The sequence below is a fragment of the Bacillus sp. NP157 genome (assembly GCA_018889975.1).
GTDB lineage: Bacteria > Pseudomonadota > Gammaproteobacteria > Xanthomonadales > Rhodanobacteraceae > Luteibacter.
In genome coordinates, this window is record CP076546.1 from 2,860,485 (window position 1) to 2,881,143 (window position 20,659).

Annotated in this window: 16 protein-coding genes; all 16 read left to right on the forward strand. The window is 65.4% G+C overall.

Going from position 1 to position 20,659, the window contains the following annotated elements; translation table 11 throughout:
* Positions 1–56 precede the first annotated feature (56 nt).
* The 16 genes from KPL74_13185 (at position 57) to KPL74_13260 (ending at position 20,649) form a co-directional block, all read left to right on the forward strand.
* Positions 57–1,664, forward strand: coding sequence for an electron transfer flavoprotein-ubiquinone oxidoreductase (locus KPL74_13185; GenBank protein QWT18694.1), 1,608 nt, complete (start codon positions 57–59; stop codon positions 1,662–1,664).
* 3 nt (positions 1,665–1,667) lie between these two features.
* Positions 1,668–3,806, forward strand: a complete 2,139-nt coding sequence (locus KPL74_13190) for a hypothetical protein (protein ID QWT18695.1) — start codon at positions 1,668–1,670, stop codon at positions 3,804–3,806.
* A gap of 26 nt (positions 3,807–3,832) precedes the next feature.
* A complete protein-coding gene (locus tag KPL74_13195) occupies positions 3,833–5,914 on the forward strand; it encodes a glycosyltransferase (protein QWT18696.1) in 2,082 nt (693 codons plus the stop codon).
* A gap of 60 nt (positions 5,915–5,974) precedes the next feature.
* Positions 5,975–7,969, forward strand: coding sequence for a glycoside hydrolase family 99-like domain-containing protein (locus KPL74_13200; GenBank protein QWT18697.1), 1,995 nt, complete (start codon positions 5,975–5,977; stop codon positions 7,967–7,969).
* A gap of 96 nt (positions 7,970–8,065) precedes the next feature.
* Entirely contained in the window at positions 8,066–8,812 is a 747-nt protein-coding gene (locus tag KPL74_13205) for an electron transfer flavoprotein subunit beta/FixA family protein (GenBank protein ID QWT18698.1), read from the forward strand.
* 22 nt (positions 8,813–8,834) lie between these two features.
* The gene (locus tag KPL74_13210; GenBank protein ID QWT18699.1) at positions 8,835–9,776 is read left to right on the forward strand and encodes an FAD-binding protein; all 942 of its coding nucleotides are present in this window, start codon (positions 8,835–8,837) and stop codon (positions 9,774–9,776) included.
* Between the two features lie 89 nt (positions 9,777–9,865).
* Positions 9,866–11,308: a UbiA family prenyltransferase gene (locus KPL74_13215; protein ID QWT18700.1), complete on the forward strand. Its 1,443-nt coding sequence runs from the start codon at positions 9,866–9,868 to the stop codon at positions 11,306–11,308.
* A 35-nt stretch (positions 11,309–11,343) separates the two neighbouring features.
* Positions 11,344–12,612: an FAD-binding oxidoreductase gene (locus tag KPL74_13220; GenBank protein ID QWT18701.1), complete on the forward strand. Its 1,269-nt coding sequence runs from the start codon at positions 11,344–11,346 to the stop codon at positions 12,610–12,612.
* Positions 12,609–14,222, forward strand: a complete 1,614-nt coding sequence (locus tag KPL74_13225; GenBank protein ID QWT18702.1) for a hypothetical protein — start codon at positions 12,609–12,611, stop codon at positions 14,220–14,222. Before KPL74_13220 ends, KPL74_13225 begins: the two co-directional genes overlap by 4 nt.
* An 18-nt stretch (positions 14,223–14,240) precedes the next feature.
* A complete protein-coding gene (locus KPL74_13230; GenBank protein QWT18703.1) occupies positions 14,241–14,978 on the forward strand; it encodes an SDR family oxidoreductase in 738 nt (245 codons plus the stop codon).
* 3 nt (positions 14,979–14,981) lie between these two features.
* A complete protein-coding gene (locus tag KPL74_13235; protein ID QWT18704.1) occupies positions 14,982–15,926 on the forward strand; it encodes an NAD-dependent epimerase/dehydratase family protein in 945 nt (314 codons plus the stop codon).
* 24 nt (positions 15,927–15,950) lie between these two features.
* The gene (locus KPL74_13240) at positions 15,951–17,249 is read left to right on the forward strand and encodes an NAD(P)/FAD-dependent oxidoreductase (protein QWT18705.1); all 1,299 of its coding nucleotides are present in this window, start codon (positions 15,951–15,953) and stop codon (positions 17,247–17,249) included.
* A 53-nt stretch (positions 17,250–17,302) separates the two neighbouring features.
* Positions 17,303–17,674 carry a GtrA family protein gene (locus tag KPL74_13245; GenBank protein QWT18706.1) on the forward strand — a complete coding sequence of 124 codons (372 nt, stop codon included), beginning with the start codon at positions 17,303–17,305 and terminating at the stop codon, positions 17,672–17,674.
* A 22-nt stretch (positions 17,675–17,696) separates the two neighbouring features.
* Complete coding sequence (locus KPL74_13250) at positions 17,697–18,977, forward strand: hypothetical protein (protein QWT18707.1); 1,281 nt, start codon at positions 17,697–17,699, stop codon at positions 18,975–18,977.
* Between the two features lie 26 nt (positions 18,978–19,003).
* Positions 19,004–20,125 (forward strand): acyltransferase, encoded by a 1,122-nt coding sequence (locus KPL74_13255; GenBank protein QWT18708.1) that lies wholly within the window; start codon positions 19,004–19,006, stop codon positions 20,123–20,125.
* Positions 20,122–20,649, forward strand: a complete 528-nt coding sequence (locus tag KPL74_13260) for a hypothetical protein (GenBank protein ID QWT18709.1) — start codon at positions 20,122–20,124, stop codon at positions 20,647–20,649. Before KPL74_13255 ends, KPL74_13260 begins: the two co-directional genes overlap by 4 nt.
* Positions 20,650–20,659 lie beyond the last annotated feature (10 nt).

Below are 20,659 nucleotides of genomic sequence, written 5' to 3' on the forward strand. Positions count from 1 at the left end.
CAAGGGAAACGGGACAATGCCTGACTGATCCAGCCAGCCAGATTCGAGAGCCAGCGATGACCGACCGCGAAACCATGGAATATGACCTCGTCGTCGTTGGCGCGGGCCCTGCCGGGCTCGCGTTCGCGATTCGTACGAAACAGCTCAATCCTGAGCTGACCGTCTGCGTCATCGAAAAGGCGTCGACGATCGGCGCGCAGATCCTCTCCGGCGCCGTCATCGAGACCGCGCCGCTGGATCGCCTGTTGCCGGAATGGCGTAACTCGCCACCGCCCGTGTGCGTGCCGGTGACCCACGACGAGTTCTGGCTGCTGCGCGACCACGCCTCCGGCACGAAGCTGCCGGTGACGCCGCCGCAGATGAACAACCACGGCAACGTCATCGTCAGCCTGGGTTCGCTCTGCGCCTGGATGGCACCGCAGGCCGAGGCCATCGGCGTCGACGTGTTCCCCGGCTATGCCGCCGCCGAAGCCTTGTTCGACGAGGCCGGCGCCGTGAACGGCGTGCGCATCGGCGACATGGGCATCGCGCGTGACGGCACGCACAAGCCCGGCTACACCGAAGGCATCGACATCCGCGCGAAAGTCACCGTGCTGGCCGAAGGCTGCCGTGGACATATCAGCAAGACGCTGATCAAGAAGTTCGACCTGGACAAGGAGAGCGACCCGCAGACCTACGGCATCGGCATCAAGGAACTCTGGCAGCTTCCGGCGGGCCGCGCCGAAGCCGGCAAGGTGGTGCACACCGCGGGCTGGCCGCTGGCCAACGACACCTACGGCGGCAGCTTCCTGTATCACCTGGACCACGACCGCGTGGCCGTCGGCTTCGTGGTCGGCCTGGACTACCCCGATCCGGCGTTCTCGCCGTTCGAAGCGTTCCAGCAATTCAAGCACCACCCGAACGTAAAGGGCCTGCTCGAGGGCGGCAACATCGTGTCCGCCGGCGCGCGCGCGATCATCGAGGGCGGGTACCAGTCGTTGCCGAAAGTGGAAATGCCCGGCGCGATCCTGATCGGCGATTCCGCCGGCCTGGTTAACGTGCCGAAGATCAAGGGCACCCACCAGGCGATGGCATCCGGCATGCTCGCCGCCGAACACCTCGTGGCGACGCAGCTGGACCCGGCCGGCTGGGATGCGAAGCTGCGCGATTCGGCCGTGATGGCTGAGCTGAAGAAGGTGCGCAACATCCGCCCCGGCTTCAACAAGGGCCTGTGGCGCGGCCTCATCAACGCGGCGTGGGAGACGCTCACCGGCGGCAAGTCGCCGTGGACGCTGAAGAACCATGCCGACTGGTCGTCGCTGGACAAGCTCGGGCAGCATGAGGCGCCGAAGAAGGACTACGTCGAGCGCACGCTGGCCCCGCGCGATCGCCTCGCCAGCGTCTACTACGCCGCCACCGAACACGACGAAGACCAGCCGGTACACCTCAAGGTGGCCGACACCTCGATCTGCATCGATCGTTGCACGACCGAATACGGCAACCCGTGCCAGCGCTTCTGCCCGGCGGGTGTCTACGAGATCGTGCAGGACGACGCAGGCAAGCGCCTGCAGATCAACAGCGCCAACTGCGTGCATTGCAAGACCTGCGACATCAAGGATCCATACCAGATCATCACCTGGGTGACGCCGGAAGGCGGCTCCGGACCGAACTACCAGGGCCTCTAGCGCATGCGCGTACGCCTGGGATGGCTCGCGTGGTGGTTGCTGGTCGTGGCATGCATCACACTGCCGCTGCATGCCCTGTACGGGCAAGGCGGCCCTTTCGAACGGCAGCTGGCGAATTCGGCGCCGTGGAAAAGCCTGGACGAGTGCCTGCTGCTGCTCGGCGCGCTGTATGTCGCGCTGCGCTGGCGGCGCGGCGGTGTCGTGCTCGGCATCGTTGCGTTTGAAGCGTTCGCGCGAAGGCATGGCATCGACCTGACGCTGGCCATGCTGTTGCTGTATGTCGGCGGCATGCATGCACTCGGCCGTCTCTGCGTGTCCGTGGAGTCGAATCGCGTCGACCGCGTCGCCGACGCCTTGCGCCATGTGCTGGTCGGCATGATGGCGTGGGCGGCCCTGACCTGGCTCGCCTCCCTCGCCGGCATGGGTACCGTGGCTGAAATTCGCTGGCTTGCCATCGGCGTGCTCGGCGGCGCGCTTGCCCTCGATACGTGGCGGCAGCGAGCAAGGCTGCACTGGCCTGCACGCCCAACCGGCCGCCTCAGCGCCTTTCTCCTGGCACTCGCGCTTACCGTCGTGGCCATGCTCGCGGCGAAGGCCGCCGCTGCGCTCGACGGCGATGCCCTGTGGTATGGCGTGAACGCGGATCGCGTGTTGCTCGGCGCGGGGAACCTGTTCGCGTCCCAGGGGCTGGTCGTCCACGTCCATTACTACCCCAAGCTCGCCGAGTCGCTGCAAATCCCCTTCATGGGCCTGGGTAGCGCGAGCCTCGTGACCGGGCTGAGCCTGGCGTGCTGGCTACTGCTCGTGGCGACCTGCCGCGAACTGCTGCGCGAAGCGGGCGTTGTCGCTGCCCCACTGGCGTGGGGCGGTGCGTTGTTCGCCACCTGCATCCCAGCCGTGGCCGCGTCCGCCGCGACGCCCAAGGGCGAAGTCCTCGCGGCGTGGCTATGCCTGATGGCGCTACTGGCCGCCATGCGCCTGCCCCGCGCCACCGGGCGCGATGCCGCGACATGGCTCGCCGCCGGCCTGGTAGCCGCCCTGCTTGCGCCCCTGGCCCGGCTGACCGTGCTGCCGTACGCGGCGGCGATCTTCGTCTTCGTGGCCTGGCAGGCAGTACGCCAACACCTGCGGCCCACGCTGCGTCGCACATGGCTCGTCTACACCACGGGCCTGCTCGTGGTCGCCCTCGTCTGCTGGCGAACCTGGGTGATGACGGGCGTGGCCCTGGCAACGCCCGACGTGCTGGTGGACCTCCAGGGATGGCTCGGCTGGCACCTGCACGACGACATCGGCCGTTATGTCCCTGACTTCCGCACCCCCTTCCCCTCGGGCCTGGTCCAGTCGCTGTTCGGGCCGCGCGCCTATATCCACCAGGCCCTGTTCTGGATGGGCAACGCGTGGATCCCCTTGCTTGCTTTTGCGCTGGTCCGGCGCGGCTGGCGCTGGATCCTGGCGGACGGCCTGCTGTTCTGGCTGATGCTCGGGCTGGCCATGTACGCCATGCTCTATGCGTACCGGTTTGGTCCCGACGGTCCGGATGGCAATTACTTCATCGTGTGCATCGTCCTGCTCCATCTGGTGGCATGGGCCGGATGCGCCGGGCCGGCGACGACCGCGCCCAGGCCCTTCCTGGCCGGCGCTGCCGCCCTGCTCGCGTTGAGCCTGTTCATGGTGCTCACCACGGCGAACTGGTTGCCCGGCCTGGCCCGGCTCGACGCGCGCTTCGACCGAACCCCCTTCGGTGAGCTCGACCGCATGGCGGCGGCGCGTTATCGCGTCAGTGGCATGGGACCACTGGCCGGGGTAGTTGCCGCCTACCCGGCGTCCACGCGGATGGTCGGCGACCTCGACGTCGGCGATGGCGGGTTCTTCAACGTGAGCTATGAATCGCTGAACAGCGTCGCATGGGCCCGGCCGCCCCTCCTGGCTGACAATGCCGCCGTGCAGGCGTTCCTCCTCTCCCACCGGATCCGGCTGGTGGTACTGGCTCGCCCGGGCAATCCAGCCGTCGCACGCACGGTGCGACCGGCCCTCGAGGCCCTGGTGGCGACCGGACGGGCAAGACAACTGAATGCTGGCGGCGCACCGGCGGACCTTTGGGAGGTGCTCGATGCGCCCGGGTTCCCACAAACGTTAAGATGACAGGTCGTTTCCCGAGGTAAAGCACTGTGTCGAACCACCTTACCTGGCGCTATCGGCGGCTACGCTCCATCGCACAGCGCGTGCGCATGAGCATCGCGCTGCGTGGATGGCGCGGGACGGTCCAGCGCGTCACCCAGGGGATGGTCAGGCGCAAGGTCGAGGACGATACGCTGGCGTTGCTACCGCTGGAGTCCAGCTTCGGCAAGCTGGAATTGCCGAGATCAGGCGAACCCGTCGTCTCCATCATCATCCCGGTATACGGGAAGGTGGAGTACACGATCGCCTGCCTCCGCTCGATCGCCAACCATCCGCCCGCCACGCCGTTCGAGGTCATCGTCGTGGACGACGCATCCCCGGACAATACGGCCTCGGTGCTGAGGCACGTCGTCGGCCTGCGCCTGCTGAGCAATGAAAAAAACCTGGGATTCGTTGGCTCGTGCAATGCCGGCGCAGCAGCCGCGCGTGGCGCGATGCTGCTATTCCTCAACAACGATACGCAGGTCACGCCAGGCTGGGCGGATGCCCTGCTCCGCGTGTTCGATGTGTTTCCCGACACCGGCATCGCGGGAAGCCAGCTCGTATACCCAGATGGACGGCTGCAGGAAGCAGGTGCATGGATTTTCGCCGACGGCACCGCGTGGAATCGTGGCCGCTTCGAATCCCGCAAATTCCCTGCATACCAGTACACGCGCATCGTCGATTACGTGTCGGGTGCTGCGCTGGCCATACGCGCCACGCTATTCCACGACGTGGGCGGTTTCGACCTTCGCTACGCACCGGGCTACTACGAGGACGCCGATCTCGCCTTCGCGGTGCGCCATGCCGGCCAACAGGTGCGCTATGTGCCGGGGAGCGTGGTCGTGCATGCCGAGGGAATCAGTTCCGCGGGCGAGCCCGACGAGGGCATGAAGCGCCACCAGGCGATCAACCAGCACAAGCTCGTCGAGAAATGGGCTGACGTCATCGTCAGGCAGCCCGCCCCTGGCACGTCACTGGCCCAGATCGATCGACGCTCGTATCGAGGCACGGTCCTCGTCGTGGATGCCATGACACCGGATGCCTCGCGCGACTCCGGCTCGCTGCGCCTCATCACCCTGATGGCTTTGCTGGTGGCTGATGGATGGCACGTGGTGTTTGCGCCCGACGACGGGCAAGTCACGGACACCGCCATGGCTTATCTCGGCGAACAGGGGATCGAGGTGGCTGCGCGCCCCTGGTGCCCTAGCGTTCCTGCCTGGATCGCCGACCACGCCAATGACCTGCATGCTGCGATCCTGAGCCGGCATACGGTGGCTCATCAATACGCGCCCTTCATTCGCAGGCACGCGCCGACGGCACGCCTGGTTTTCGACACGGTCGACCTGCATTTCCTGCGTGAGGAGCGGGGTGCGGCGCAGGCGGGAAGCGTAGCCCTCTCGCGCCAGGCACAGGCGACCCGGAAGCAGGAGCTTGAACTGATCAAGTCCTCGGACACCACGTTCGTCGTGAGCGACTACGAACGAGCCCTGCTGGCCGACATCCTTCCCGCGGCCCGCATCGAATTACTGTCGAATATCCACGAGGTCCACGGGCGCCACGGTGGATACGCGGGGCGCCGCGACCTGGTCTTCGTCGGTGGATACGGCCACCCACCCAACGCCGATGCCATGCGCTGGATGGCCGAAGCCATCCTGCCAGCGTTGCGCGAACGCTGGCCCGACGTACGCATCCTCGTTGCCGGCGACGTGCCGACGGCGGAGCGCGAAGCGCTGGCGGCGCTTGGTCTGGACATGCTTGGGCGCGTGGAAGACCTCGCGCCACTCATGGCGTCGTCGCTGGCGTCCATTGCACCGTTGCGCTTCGGCGCAGGCGTCAAAGGCAAGGTGAACATGGCGATGAGCCACGGCTTGCCCGTCATTGGTACGCCCGTGGCCACCGAAGGCATGCAACTTGTCGATGGGGAGGACGTGCTGGTCGCCGAATCGCCGGCTGGCTTCGTCGCCGCGTACGCACGACTGGTTGGCGACGAGGCGCTTTGGCTGACGCTGTCCGACGGCGGCCTGTCCAACGTCAAGGCACATTTCTCGGCCGACGCGGCCCGTGATGCGCTGCGGCGCGCGCTATCCTGAGCCATGCCCAACATACGCTTCCAATCCCTTGTATTCCGGGCGCTTCGCACGGCTTTCCGCATGACGCCGATGACGGCCGCCACGCGCGATCGCTTGCGCCAGTCGTTCCTCGATCGCCACGCGTCGATGGTGCCTGCCGGGCCCGAAGGGCAGCCGGCCACGGCCGGCCTGGCGCGCCGCGCCTACCACCATGCCGGCCAGCGTTTGCTTGGCTACAAGGCGCTTGCGCAGAAGCCGCTGCCGGCCACGCTACCCGCCACGATCGTCGCCTTCTACCTGCCCCAGTTCCATCCCACGCCGGAAAACGACGCATGGTGGGGCACGGGCTTCACCGAATGGCGCAATGTGACGCGAGCGCTGCCACAGTTCGAAGGCCACGCTCAGCCGCGCCTGCCCGGCGACCTCGGCTTCTACGACCTGCGGATCGCCGATGTCATGCGCGAGCAGGCACGCCTGGCGCGCATGCATGGCGTCGGGGCGTTCTGCACCTATTTTTACTGGTTTGCGGGAAAGACGCTGCTCGAATCGCCGCTTCGCCAGTGGCTTGCCGATCCATCCATCGATATACCCATCGCGCTGTGCTGGGCCAACGAGAACTGGTCGAGGCGATGGGATGGCCGTGCCGACGACGTCCTTATCGCGCAGGACCACAGCGCGGACGACGATCTTGCCTTCATTGCCTACGTCGCCCCCTACCTGCGCGATCCCCGCTACCTGCGGGTGGATGGAAAGCCGATGCTCATGGTCTACCGGCCGGGCCTCCTTCCCGATGCGCGCGCGACGGCGCGCCGATGGCGCGGGTGGTGTTCTGACAACGGCATCGGCGACATCCACCTCTGTTACGTGCAAAGTTTCGACAACGTCGACCCCGCGTCGATCGGGTTCGACGCGGCGGCCGCATTCCCGCCGAACAACACCTCCCTGGCACCGGTGACCGCCGCGCACCGGCTGATCAACCCGGACTACAAGGGCGAAATCCTCGACTGGCGGGAACTGGCGCGACAGGCCATGGCTGCGCCGGAAGTCTCCTACACGCTTTATCCGGGCGTAAACCCGGGCTGGGACAACGAAGCGCGTCGCAGCGGACGGGGACGGACTTACCTGCATGCGACGCCGGCGGCCTTCGCCCACTGGACGCGCCACGCGATCGCAACGGCACGCCGGCGGTCGCCGAACGCGCCCCTCGTGTTCGTCAACGCGTGGAACGAGTGGGCGGAAGGTGCGGTGCTCGAACCGGACGCCCGGCTAGGCTACGCATGGCTGGACGCGATCCGCTCCGCCCTCACGCCACCCGTGCAGGTCCAGTCCCGTCCGTGCGCCGTCATCCACGTCTGGTATCCCGACCTGCTCGGCGAAGTCATCGGCGCCCTGCGTGCGACGGGACGTGAGTTCCGGATCGTACTCACCGTCCCTGCCGAGCGTGAATCCGCCGTGCGCGACGAGGTGGCCCGCCTGTCAGTGGATGCCGAGATCGTCGTGGCACCGAACCGCGGACGCGACATCCTGCCCTTCCTCCGGGTCGCGGCGCGCCTGCGCGATGAAGGCGAGGACGTCGTGCTGAAGCTTCATACCAAGCGATCCACCCATCGCGACGACGGCGCCACGTGGCGCGCCGAGCTGATCAGCCGGCTGGTAGCCCCTGATCGCGCCATCGTGGTGGAACAGGCGTTTGCCGATGACGCCACGCTTGGCCTGGTGGCGCCCGAAGGCCACGTGCAGCCCCTGGCGTATTACTGGGGCGCGAACGAGGCCAACGTGCAATACCTCTGCGCGCTGATGGGCGTGGCGCCGCCTGACGTGGACAACGACCACTTCATCGCCGGGAGCATGTTCTGGTGCCGGCTCGGCGCCATCGAGGCGTTGATCGACAGCCCCCTGGCCGAAACGGATTTCGAGCCTGAGTCGGGGCAGGTCGACGGCACACTCGCGCATGCGATCGAGCGGGTCGTCAGCAAGGCAGCGCTCGACCGGGGCTTCCGCGTCACGACCGCCGCCGCCGTCGCAGGGGATGCTGAGCCTCCCGCGACCCCCTACGCCTTCGCCCGCAAGGGATAAGACCACTTCCCGCGTAGTGCCCGCCGGATTTGGCTAGAATGGCAGGCCAACTTCGACGTCCGTTCAAGTGAACGGGCATTCACACAGGAACCGAGAATGAAGATTCTGGTCGGCTACAAGCGCGTCGTGGACTACAACGTCCGCATCCAGGTGAAACCAGACGGCACCGGCGTCGTCACCGACGGCGTAAAGCTTTCCGCCAATCCGTTCGACGATATCGCCCTGGAAGAGGCCCTGCGCCTGCGTGAGAAGGGCGTGGCCGAGGAAGTCATCGTGGTCGGCATCGGCCCGGCCGACCTCACCGCCCACCTGCGCAACGGCCTGGCCATGGGGGCCAACCGCGCCATCCACGTGCAGACCACCGACGCCGTCTCGCCGCTGACCGCGGCGCGCACCTTCCTCAAGCTGGTCGAGAAGGAACAGCCGGGCCTGGTGATCCTCGGCAAGCAGGCGATCGACGACGACGCCAACCAGACGGGCCAGATGCTGGCCGCGCTGTGGGACCGGCCGCAGGCCACGTTTGCCGGCAAGGTCGAGATCGCCGATGGCAAGGCCACGGTCACCCGTGAAGTGGACGCCGGCCTGGAGACCATCGAAGCCGACCTTCCTGCGGTCATCACCACCGACCTGCGCCTTAACGAGCCGCGCTTCATCAAGCTGCCGGACATCATGAAGGCCAAGTCCAAGCCGATCGACGTGGTCGAACTGGGCTCGCTCGGTGTCGATGCCGCCGACCACATCAAGACCACCCACTACGCCGCCCCGCCCAAGCGCAGCAAGGGCGTGATGGTGAAGGATGCCGCCGAGCTCGTCGCGGCCCTCAAGCAGAAGGGCCTGCTGTAAGGCAGCCGACCGGAGAATCGACATGACCAAGATCCTCGTTATCGCCGAGCACCTAGACGGCAAGCTCAACGGCGCCACCGCCCGCGCGGTCAGCGCCGCCTCCGCCGTCAAGGCCGAAGCCATCGACGTCATCGTGCTGTCCGACGCACCGGACGCCATCGCTGCCGAAGCCGCGAAGATCGACGGCGTCAGCAAGGTGCTGACCGTCGCCCGCGCCGAGAACGCCCATGCGCTGGCCGCCGTCCTGGCACCGCAGATCGCGAAGGCCGCGGCGGGCTACTCGCACGTGTTCGCGCCCTCGACCACCTTCGGCAAGGACCTCGCCCCGCGCGTGGCCGCCCTGCTGGGCGTGTCGCAGGTGAGCGACGTCATGACCGTGGAAGGCCCGCACAGCTTCAAGCGCCCGATCTACGCCGGCAATGCCATCGTCACGGTGGAAGTGGACGCGGCATCGACCGTCGTCGCCACGATCCGCACGGCCTCCTGGCCTGCCGCCGCGTCGAACGGCGCCGCGCCGGTCGAAGCACTGGCCATCGACGCCACCCTGCCCTCGCACACCCGATTCGTGAACCTGCAGCAGGGCAAGAGCGACCGCCCGGACCTGCAGGGTGCAAGCAAGGTCGTGTCCGGTGGCCGCGGCGTCGGTTCGAAGGAAAACTTCGAGATCATCTACAAGTTCGCCGACAAGATCGGTGCCGCCGTGGGCGCATCGCGCGCTGCCGTGGATGCCGGCTACGTCCCGAACGAGATGCAGGTCGGCCAGACCGGCAAGATCATCGCCCCCGAGCTGTACGTCGCCGTGGGTATCTCGGGCGCGATCCAGCACCTGACCGGCATCAAGGACGCGGGCACCATCGTCGCCATCAACAAGGACGGCGAGGCGCCGATCTTCGAGATCGCCGACATCGGCCTGGTGGGTGATCTGTTCAAGCTGCTGCCGGAGCTGGAAGCCGCGCTTGGCTGAATCCGTGACCGGGCGCGTTACGCCGCCCGGTCATGTCGTCGTGCCAACCTCACGCCGGTTGGTTAACACGGTTTACCTTGAGGGAACATATGGCCATTAGCGCGGACCACGCGACCAAGACCGGGGTTCCCCTCTGTGTCGACCTGGATGGCACGCTCATTCGTTCGGATCTCCTGATCGAATCGGCGCTTGCACTGTTGGCGAAGAATCCGCTGTCGATCATCTCGATGTTCGCCTGGCTGCTGCGCGGAAAGGCTTACCTCAAGAAGCAGATTGCCTTGCGCGTCGAGATCGATCCCGTCGCCCTGCCTTACAACACGGAGATCCTCGGCTGGCTTGTCGAACAGCGCAAGGAGCGCCTCGTCGTGCTTTGCACCGCGTCGGACGTCAAGCTGGCGGCCCCGGTGGCCGCGCATGCGGATGTCTTCGATGACCTGATCGCAAGCGACGGCGACGTCAACCTGTCCGGATCCAACAAGGCAAACGTATTGGTCGAGCGTTTCGGCGAAAAGGCGTTTGACTACATCGGCAACGCACCGGTCGACCTTGCCGTGTGGAAACACGCGCGAGCCGCCCTCGTCGTCGAAAGCGGGCACGCGCTTTCCGATGCAGCGGCCAAGGTAGCCACGGTCGAGCGTCGATTCGAAGTGCGCCGGGGCGGCCTGCGCGTCTGGGCAAAGGCCCTGCGCGTGCATCAGTGGATCAAGAACGTTCTCGTCTTCTTGCCACTACTGGCATCGCACCGCATTTTCGACGTCGACGCCGTCGTAGCTACTGCGCTCGCCTTCTTCTGCTTCGGCCTGTGCGCTTCGAGCGTCTACCTGACGAACGACCTGCTCGACCTCGCCGCCGACCGCCAGCACCACCGTAAACGGAACCGTCCGTTCGCGGCGGGAACCCTGCCGCTCATCGCCGGCCCCATCCTGACGGTCGTGCTGCTGGTCGCAGGCTTCAGCCTGGCTTTCGCCGTGTCGCACCAGTTCGTCGCGGTCCTGCTTGGGTACTACGTGCTGACGACGGCATACTCGTTCCAGCTCAAGCGGATGATGATGCTGGACGTCGTCGTACTGGCCACGCTGTACACCACGCGCATCCTCGCCGGCACGGCCGCCATCCACAGCAAGCCATCGTTCTGGCTGCTGGCTTTTTCCATGTTCATCTTCCTCAGCCTGGCCATGGTCAAGCGATACGTGGAGCTGCTTGCCCTGCAGGCCAGCGGCAAGGTGAAGGCAAGCGGCCGTGGCTACGACGTCGAAGACATCCCGCTGGTCCAGTCGCTCGGCGCATCCAGTGGCTACCTCGCCGTGCTCGTCCTCGCGCTCTACGTCGACAGCACGGCCAGCATGAAGCTTTACGAGCATCCGCATTACCTGTGGATGCTCTGCCCACTGCTCCTCTACTGGATCAGTCGCACCTGGGCCATTGCACATCGTGGCGTCATGCACGACGACCCGGTGGTCTTCGCCGTGATGGACCGCACCAGCCGGATCATCGGCCTGATCGCCGCGGTGATCGTCGGGCTGGCCGTCTGATGGGAGTCACGGGGCGCTCGTGGGGTCGTTACCCCGTGACACACGAGACGGTGCTGCCACTGTCGGACAGGCATGCACCGTTGCCTGCCAGCGAGCGAAAAATGCTCCCGCTGGGCAATGCCCGTAGCTACGGCGACAGCTGCCTGAACGATGGCGGGGTCCTGCTCGCCACCCGGGGCCTGGACCACTTCATCGCGTTTGACCCGGCGACCGGCGTCGTCACGTGTGAAGCGGGCGTCCTTTTCTCGGACATCCTCGACCTGGCGGTGCCGCAGGGTTGGTTCCTGCCGGTCACGCCCGGCACGCGCTTCGTGACCGTGGGCGGTGCGATCGCCAACGATGTCCACGGCAAGAACCACCATCGCCTGGGGACCATCGGCCATCACGTCCTGGCATTTGAATTGCTGCGCACGGACGGAAGCCGGCGCCTGTGTTCTCCCAGTGAGAACGTGGACTGGTTCCATGCCACGCTGGGCGGCCTGGGCCTGACGGGTGTCGTGACGTGGGCGTCGATACAACTGCGGCGCATCCCTGGGCCGTGGATTGCCACTGAGTCGCACAAGTTCGGCGATCTCAACGGATTCTTCGAACTATCCGGTGCGTCCGACCGCGACTATGAATATACCGTGGCGTGGATCGACTGCCTTGCGCGCGGAACGGCATTGGGCCGCGGCCTTTTCAGCCGCGCGAACCATGCGCCGTCGTTCCCGGATGCGCGCCCGTCGGCACCCGCGGGCCACCTGGCGATGCCGGTGACGCCTCCGTTTTCGCTCGTCAACAACCTCTCGCTGCGTGCCTTCAACCAGCTGTATTTCCACAAGCAGCGCAGGAAGCTGGTGCATGCGACCACGCACTACCAGCCATTCTTCTACCCGCTCGATGGCATCTCCCAGTGGAACCGCATGTACGGCCCTCGCGGGTTCCTCCAGTATCAATGCGTCGTGCCACCCGCCGTCGCACGCGATGCCGTCCGGAACCTGATCGCGGCGATAGCACGCGCGGGCGCGGGCTCGTTCCTCGCGGTCCTCAAGCAGTTCGGCGACAGGCCATCGGTGGGCATGCTGTCATTCGCGCGGCCGGGTGCCACGCTTGCGCTGGACTTCCCGTTCCAGGGGAAAAAGACGCTCGACCTGCTCGACCGTCTCGATGCCATCACGGCCGAAGCCGGTGGCGCCGTCTATCCCGCGAAAGACGCACGCATGTCCGCCGACCATTTCCGGGCCTACTTCCCGGCCTGGGAGTCGTTCCAGGCATTCATCGATCCAGGCATGTCGTCTTCGTTCTGGCGACGCGTCGCAGGATGATTCCAGCGATCGGCGACAAGGCGGCGCGCGCCGTCGCCGTCATCGTGGCCGCCGGCATTTTGACCCTGCTGCTGGCAGGCATGGTTCGCCACTACGATCCGGTGCCATTCTTCGATGCGTGGGATGGTGACGTCGGGTTTTACCTTCGGCTCGGACAGGGCGATGGATCGGCGTGGTGGGGCTTCCATAACGAGCACCGCATCGTCCTGACGCGCTTGTTGTTCTACGCCGATAACGCATGGGCAGGCGGCGTCGGCATCGTACCGCTGTGTGCGAACGTCGTGCTCGCCGCCGCCATGGCCGGCGTCTTCATGGTATGCATCGGAACGCTCACGCGCCGATGGGCGCGTTGCGAACGCCTTCCCTGGATGGCGCTCGTCGTGGGCCTGGGCGCCTTCTGGTCGCAGGCACAGAATTTCACCTGGGCCTTCCAGCCGCAGTTTTTCCTCGCTTGCCTGTTGCCGCTGGCGGCGTGCCATGCCATCGCGCAGGCGTCCGCCAGCGCGCATCGCCTCGGCTGGTTCACGGCAGCGTGCGGTTTCGGCGTGCTTGCCCTGGGCAGCATGGCCAATGGCGTGCTGGCGTTGCCGATGGTTGCCGTGCTTGCCACATGCTTCGGCTTCGAACGCCGGTACATCATGGTGGCCGCCCTGCTCGCCGTGATGGGGCTCGCGACGGCGAGGCTGGGATACCCTCCGGGCGGCAGCATGCCGGCTTTTCCCTGGCGACATCCCGTGGGCCTGGCGGAGTTCGTTGCGCTGTACCTGGGCAGCCCACTGGGCGCGATGTTCGAAGTCAGCCACGCATCGCTCCTGATAGCGGCGCTCGCCGGCACATCGCTGGTGGCGGCCGTACTGGTCGCGTCAGCCCGGGCATGGCGCACCCGCGCGACCGAGCCGATGCGACTGGCGCTGGTCGTTTTCACCGCCTACGTGCTTGCTTCGGCCCTTGCCACGGCAATCGGCCGATTCGATCTCGGGCCCGTCAGCGCGATGTCGGGCAGGTACTCGACACCCGTGCTCGCGGCGTGGAGCGCCGTGACCATCGCGCTGCTACCGGCCGCCGCGCCGGGGCGTGCCGTGGCATGGCTTCCCGCTTCGTGCCTCGTCGCGCTGCTTCCGATGCAGGCCACCTCCCTGCACCGCGACGGCGCCTCGCTCCACGCCAGGTCCCTTGCCGCGCTGGCCATCGAACTGCAGGTGGATGACCCCACGACGCTCCAGTCGGTGTATCCGCGACCAGCCGATGTCCTAGCCACGGGACAGGCGGCCAGCAAGGCGCGCCTTGGTGTTTTCGGCCGTTGGCCGCTCGATGGGCTCTCGGCGACGATGGGTGCCCACGTGCCTCGCGACGCCTGCCTGGGGCGGGTAATGGCCATGCACGGCCTGCCCGGCACCCTGTTGACCCGTTTCTCCGTCGCTGGTGACGGCGCTACCGCTGCGCTTCCCGCCGCCGTGGTGCTGGCGGATAGTCAAGGTACAATCGTGGGTGCGGCCTTGCGCGTGCCTGAAGGCACCACGTCGACCGTCGATTACGACGGGTATCTACCAGGGCCTTCCACCCTTGCCCAGGGGCCGGCAAACGCCTGCCAGCCCCCCACCGATCGTTAATTATTGTCCGGAGCGACTATGCAGCGTGTCCTCATCATAGGCGCCACTTCCGCCATCGCGGAAGCCACCGCCCGCATCTACGCGGAGCGTGGTTCGCGCCTTCACCTCGTGGCGCGCACGCCCGCCCGCCTGGACACGGTCGTGGAAGACCTGCGGATCCGCGGCGCGGCCGACGTGGGGCGTGACGCGCTCGACATCAACGATCTCGGCCGCCACGCCGCAGTGCTGGACTCGGCATGGGCGGCGCTCGGCGATGTCGACGTCGTGCTCGTTGCCCACGGCACGCTGCCGGACCAGAAGGCCTGCGAGACATCCGTCGACACCGCGATGGCTGAATTCGCCACCAATGCCACCTCGACCATCGCCCTGCTTACGCTGCTCGCCCAGCGAATGGAGGGCGCGGGCCACGGCAGCATCGCCGTGATTTCTTCGGTGGCAGGCGATCGCGGCCGTGCGAGCAATTACCTTTACGGCTCTGCCAAGGCTGCCGTCAGCACGTTCTGCAGCGGCCTTCGCCAGCGCCTCTCCAGGCGCGGCGTCGACGTGGTCACGATCAAGCCTGGGTTCGTCGACACCCCGATGACGCGGGAATTCAAGAAGGGCGCACTGTGGGCAAAGCCCGATGCGGTCGCCGCCGGGATCGTCAAGGCCATCGACAAGCGCAAACCGGTCGCCTACCTGCCCTGGTTCTGGTTCGTCATCATGACGATCATCCGCTCGGTTCCCGAATTCATCTTCAAGCGAGTCAGTCTTTAAGCCATGCCAGCCAAGCACGAAAAAATCGTCCTGACCGGTGCGGCCGGCCTCGTCGGCCAGAACCTCATCGTCGAGCTGAAAAGCCAGGGGTTCACCAACCTGGTGGCGATCGACAAGCATGCCTACAACATGGGCATCCTCCGTGAACTGCACCCGGATGTCGTCGCGATCGACGCGGACGTCGCCGAGCGCGGGCCCTGGGAAGAGGCATTCGACGGGGCGGCTTGCGTGGTCCAGCTGCACGCACAGATCACCAGCAAGTACCCCGAGGAATTCGTCCGCAACAACATCGACGCCACGGTGATCGTGCTCGACGCCATCAAGCGCCATGCCGTGCCTTACCTCGTGCATATCAGCTCGTCGGTCGTGGTGTCGGTCGCCAACGACGATTACACCAACACGAAGAAGGCCCAGGAGAAACTGGTCGTGGAGTCGGGCATCCGCCATTGCGCGCTGCGCCCCACGCTGATGTTCGGCTGGTTCGATCCGAAGCACTTCGGCTGGCTTTCCCGCTTCATGGCGAAGACGCCGGTGTTTCCGATCCCGGGCGACGGCCGCTACATGCGCCAGCCGCTCTATGAGCGCGACTTCTGCCGCTGCATCGCCGACTGCATCGTGCGCGAACGCAATGGCGAGATCTACGATGTCGTGGGCGACACGCGCATCGACTACGTCGACATCATCCACACGATCAAGAAGGCGAAAGGCCTGCGTACCTGGATCCTGCACATTCCCTATGGTCTGTTCGGATTCCTGCTTCGCGTCTACGCCCTGTTCAGCGGCAAACCGCCGTTCACCGCAGACCAGCTCAAGGCGCTCAGCGCAGGCGACGATTTCAAGGGCGTGGATACCGAGGCCACGTTTGGCGTCCGGCAGACGCCGTTTGCCGACGCCGTCCGGGAAAGCTACTGCGACCCACGCTATTCCAGCATCGTATTGAAGCGCTGAGGCGCTCCTGACCGGATCATCGACATGACCCAGCCACAACGCATCGCCGTCCTCGGCGCCGGCCCGATGGGCCTCGCCGTCGCTTATCAGCTAGCCCGCGACGGACACCACCCCGTGGTCTTCGAGGCGGATGACCGCGTCGGCGGCATGACGGCGTGCTTCGACTTCAACGGCCTCAGCATCGAGCGCTACTACCACTTCCATTGCATCTCCGACGCAGGGTTCCTCACCATGCTCGACGAGCTTGGCCTCGCCGACCGCATGCGCTGGACCGAGACGAAGATGGGTTATTGGTACGGCAAGCAGCTCCAGCCGTGGGGCAACCCCATCGCCCTGCTGAAGTTCAGGGGCCTGGGCATGGTGGCCAAGGTGCGCTATGGCCTGCACGCCTTCCTGTCCACCAAGCGCAGGCGTGAAGACTGGCGTCCGCTCGACCACGTCGAAGCGACCAGCTGGATCCACCGCTGGGTGGGCGACGAAGCGTGGCGCGTCCTCTGGAAGCGCCTGTTCGACTACAAGTTCTACGACTACAGCGATAACCTCTCCGCCGCGTGGATCTGGAGCCGGATCCGGCGCATCGGCACGTCCCGCTACAGCATGTTCCGCGAGAAGCTGGGCTACCTCGAAGGCGGTTCCGACACGCTGCTGAACGGCATGAAGCAGTGGATCGAAGCCCATGGCGGCGAGATCCGCCTGTCGACGCCCGTCCGGAAGGTCGTGCTTGCAGGTGGACGCGTCCAGGGCGTCGAGACCGCCGCCGGCATCGAAACGTTCGACAAGGTCGTCAGCACCGTGCCGCTACCCTTCGTCCCCCGCCTGATCCCCGATCTCCCGGCCGACATCAGCAGTCAATTCGCCGCGCTAAAGAACGTCGCCGTGGTTTGCGTGATCGCCAAGCTAAGGAAGCGGGTCACGGAAAACTTCTGGCTGAACACCAACGACGACGACATGGATATCCCGGGCCTGGTGGAATACACCAACCTGCGCCCGCTCGATCACCATGTGGTGTACGTCCCTTTCTACATGCCTGGCGAACATCCCAAGTACGGCGACTCGGACGACGTGTTCACCGACAAGGTCCGCCGCTACCTCAAGATGATCAACCCCTCGCTGGCGGATGACGATTTCATCGACATCCGGGCCAATCGCTATCGTTACGCGCAACCGATCTGCCCGCCTGGCTACCTGGAAAGTATTCCGCCGCGGAAGCTGCCCATCGATGGGCTCTGGGTCGCAGACACGTCGCATTACTACCCCGAAGACCGCGGCATCTCGGAAAGCATCGATTTCGGCCGGATGATGGCGAAAGAGGTTTCGGCGTGACGTCCGCATCGCCATCACCTTCCAGGAACGGCAGCCCGTTCAGGTCACAGTTCGTGCTGTTTATCCTGGTCGGTGGTACGGCGGCGGCGGTCAATTTCTTCTCGCGCATCATGTTCAGCTTGTGGCTGGACTATGCGACTGCCATCGTCCTCGCCTATCTGCTCGGCATGACGACCGCATTCATCCTGAATCGGCTTTTCGTATTCCGTGCCACCACGACGGCCCTGCATCACCAGATGATGTGGTTTGCCATCGTCAACCTATTGGCGATTGCGCAGACACTCGCCATCAGCCTGTTGCTGGCGCGCTGGCTACTTCCCGCCATCGGCTGGACATGGGAGCCTGAACTATGCGCACATGCCGTTGGCGTCGCCGTCCCGGTCGTTACCAGCTACATCGGGCACAAACGACTTTCTTTTCGTTGACCAAGACAGACGCCCCAAGACGATGAGCCATCCCGCAATCCAGCCCTCGAACCACCGAAGCGCGTTCCCCGCGTTCGTGCTGCTATTCCTGGTGATGGCCTACAAGGCGAACGATGCCTTGACCATCCCCCAGTTCTTTGCGGAAGACGTCTCGATCTTCTTCAAGGGCCAGCTGGGTCACGTCTTGCCCCAGGTTTGGGTGCCATACGCGGGATATCTTCACTTCATCCCACGCGTCGTCGCCTGGATAGGCTCATGGTTTGGATCGGCCAAGGCACCGCTGGTCTATAACCTGGCCGCCGTTGCGCTGTCCGCGGGCGCCATCTCGTACACCTGCCACCGGTTTCGGGATATCGTGCCGCTCCCGCTGGCGATGCTTACCTTCATCGCCGTCCCTGTCAGTGGCGAAATCCTGGGCACGATTACGAATGCCCAATGGTTTTTACAGTTCGTGATCGCCGCTGCATGCCTCACCGAACCCAGCACCGCGGCAAGCGGACGGAGACGATGGCTGCGAGACGCTTGTCTCCTGGCCATCGCGCTTACGGGCCCATTCTCGATCATGCTCGTCATCCTGTTGGGCGGCATCGCGCTGGCCTCCCTGGTCGATCGGCGAGCCGGGTGGTCCATGTTCGGTGGGCAGCTCGCCAACTGGACGGCACGGGTGGACCGACGCGCTGTGGCGGCCGTGGCCGTGGGTGCCGTTGTCCAGGTTGGCTTCGTGCTCGGGCACGCGCCTGAGAAATCAGAAGCGCAGAGAGGTGTTCTCGAGCTTCTGCGGATCACCCTGACCGATCTCGCCCCGATCCACACGTTTGGCAAGGATTTCCTCACCGGCAACGGCTGGCTGGTGGTCTACGCGATCGGCGTGGTGGCCCTCGTGCGCGGGGGACGCATGGAGGGAAGGAAGCGGCTGGCGGTACTTGCGATGCTCGCCTTCGCGTGTGCGGAGATGTTCGCGCCTGTCCGACTCAAAGAGGTCGAGCCGCTGTATCAGTTCCTGCTATCCGATCGATATTTCTACGTATTCAAGGTCGTATTCTGGTGGGCCGTTTATGCCGCCATAGTGACCCAGGGCAGCCTCTCGCGTGCGGACGCGGCGCGCATCGTTACCTTGTTCGTCGCACTCGTCGCTGCGGGAAATATCGACCATCTTCGTCGACCGCCTTTCGCGGACCTGCATTGGAAGCAGACTGCCCGCGAGCTCCGGTCACCAGGGCCGCATACCGTGTTCACCAATCCTCCGGGCTGGGGAGTCATCATCGACGGACCGCCGGCCGATCCCTCCAAGACCCAGCCCTGACGCTCACCCACTACCCGGATACCTCCATGTCGCAACGGCACAACAACTTCGACGCTCTCCGCCTTGGAGGGGCTCTCCTCGTTGCGCTCGGACATACGATGGATATCGTGCTGGGCTACGACGGATTAGGCGCCGCCACCAACAACCAGAGCTTCGGTGGCCTGGGCCTGAACATTTTTTGCACGATCAGCGGATACCTGATCATGCGCAGCCGTCTTCGCAACGATGTGCGCCCCTTCTTTACATCGCGCGCACTGCGCATTTTCCCCGCGCTATTGATCGCCGTACCCTTGATGGCTCTCGTGCTGGGGCCAATCTATACGGCACTGCCGTTGCGCGATTACTTCGCCGCCGGCGGCACGTGGCGCTTCCTCGCGTCGATCTTCGTTTACCCACTGAACCCGGGTCTCCCCGGGGTTTTCGGAGGGGCCGGCATCATTGGACAGCTCTATTCACTCACGGCCGAGCTCACTTTCTACGTATTCATCGGCCTGTTGGGCAGGTGGCGACACTTCCCTGCGTTGCTAATCGCGCTCCTGGTCGTGACGTGGTGGATCTTCCTGCGCACGGACTACAACTCGCTGCCCTTCTCGCATGTTTTCAGCGTCCAGGTCGGCGGCACGACGACGTTCTTCTATCCGGTCCGCCTTGCCACCCTGTGCGTCTTCTATCTCTTCACGGGTGCGGCAGTGGCCCTGGCAGCCCCCTCGCCCACGGCGTTGACCAGGCTCGCGTGCTGCCTGTTACCGGTATGGATCATTGCGCTCTACGGGCCGGACCGTCGCGTTTACGACATGATCGAGATGACGATGCTGCCTCTTATCGTCCTCGGCGTGGGCCTGGCCAGTCGCTACACCATCCGGATCCCGGAGCGGTTCGGCGACATCTCGTACGGCGTCTACGTCTACCACTTTGCGATCGCCGAAGCGGTATTCACATCGTGGCCGAGTGCTCACAAGGGCTGGCTTACGATTGGCGTGGCCTTGCTGGTGTCCATCCTGGTGGGCTGGCTTTCGTTCCACCTGATTGAAAAGCGAGCGCTGGCGCGAAAAGCCGCGACATCGAATGCGGCAGTCGAAGACGTCTCCGTCGCAGCACAGGCCGCCACGCACGCGTCCCACCATGCCACACAGGAGAGCACCCCATGATCCACGGCACGACCCGATTGGTTGCCCTATCCATGCTCAGCTCCTTCGCCCTTGCGGCATGCCAGGTATCCAACAGCGGAACCGGGCAGGCCCAGGCACCGGGCCCCGCCCCGAAGGTCCAGGCGGCTCCCGCATCGTTGCCGGCCGACGTACCTGCCGCCGGGGCGAAGTGCAAACTCGACCTCGTGTCCGGCAAGGCTGCCACGCAGCAGGTTTCGATCGCGCACGGGGCAGGCGCGGCATTCGAAGGTTGGGCCTACACCGAAGGAAAGGGGCCCTTCCAAAAGCTGGCGCTAACCTTCCAGGGAACAGACGGCCATCGCTTCACCGTGCCGCTGGTGACAGGCGTCCAGCGCGACGACGTTGCCCAGGGCATGGGCAACAGTGCATTGGCGACGGCGGGCTTCGCGGTGACGGCGGATATCGGAGAGCTTCCGTCCGGCACCTACCAACTCGGGCTCAGGTCCGACGCACCGGATGAGCCCGCGTTCTGTGACCTCGCGACGCGCGTCGAGGTCCGCTAAACCGAACTCG

Coding starts and splice junctions, on each gene's coding strand:
- KPL74_13185 (QWT18694.1), top strand. CDS start 57: ATGACCGACCGCGAAACCATGGAATATGACCTCGTCGTCGTTGGCGCG.
- KPL74_13190 (QWT18695.1), top strand. CDS start 1,668: ATGCGCGTACGCCTGGGATGGCTCGCGTGGTGGTTGCTGGTCGTGGCA.
- KPL74_13200 (QWT18697.1), top strand. CDS start 5,975: ATGACGCCGATGACGGCCGCCACGCGCGATCGCTTGCGCCAGTCGTTC.
- KPL74_13205 (QWT18698.1), top strand. CDS start 8,066: ATGAAGATTCTGGTCGGCTACAAGCGCGTCGTGGACTACAACGTCCGC.
- KPL74_13210 (QWT18699.1), top strand. CDS start 8,835: ATGACCAAGATCCTCGTTATCGCCGAGCACCTAGACGGCAAGCTCAAC.
- KPL74_13215 (QWT18700.1), top strand. CDS start 9,866: ATGGCCATTAGCGCGGACCACGCGACCAAGACCGGGGTTCCCCTCTGT.
- KPL74_13225 (QWT18702.1), top strand. CDS start 12,609: ATGATTCCAGCGATCGGCGACAAGGCGGCGCGCGCCGTCGCCGTCATC.
- KPL74_13230 (QWT18703.1), top strand. CDS start 14,241: ATGCAGCGTGTCCTCATCATAGGCGCCACTTCCGCCATCGCGGAAGCC.
- KPL74_13235 (QWT18704.1), top strand. CDS start 14,982: ATGCCAGCCAAGCACGAAAAAATCGTCCTGACCGGTGCGGCCGGCCTC.
- KPL74_13240 (QWT18705.1), top strand. CDS start 15,951: ATGACCCAGCCACAACGCATCGCCGTCCTCGGCGCCGGCCCGATGGGC.
- KPL74_13250 (QWT18707.1), top strand. CDS start 17,697: ATGAGCCATCCCGCAATCCAGCCCTCGAACCACCGAAGCGCGTTCCCC.
- KPL74_13255 (QWT18708.1), top strand. CDS start 19,004: ATGTCGCAACGGCACAACAACTTCGACGCTCTCCGCCTTGGAGGGGCT.
- KPL74_13260 (QWT18709.1), top strand. CDS start 20,122: ATGATCCACGGCACGACCCGATTGGTTGCCCTATCCATGCTCAGCTCC.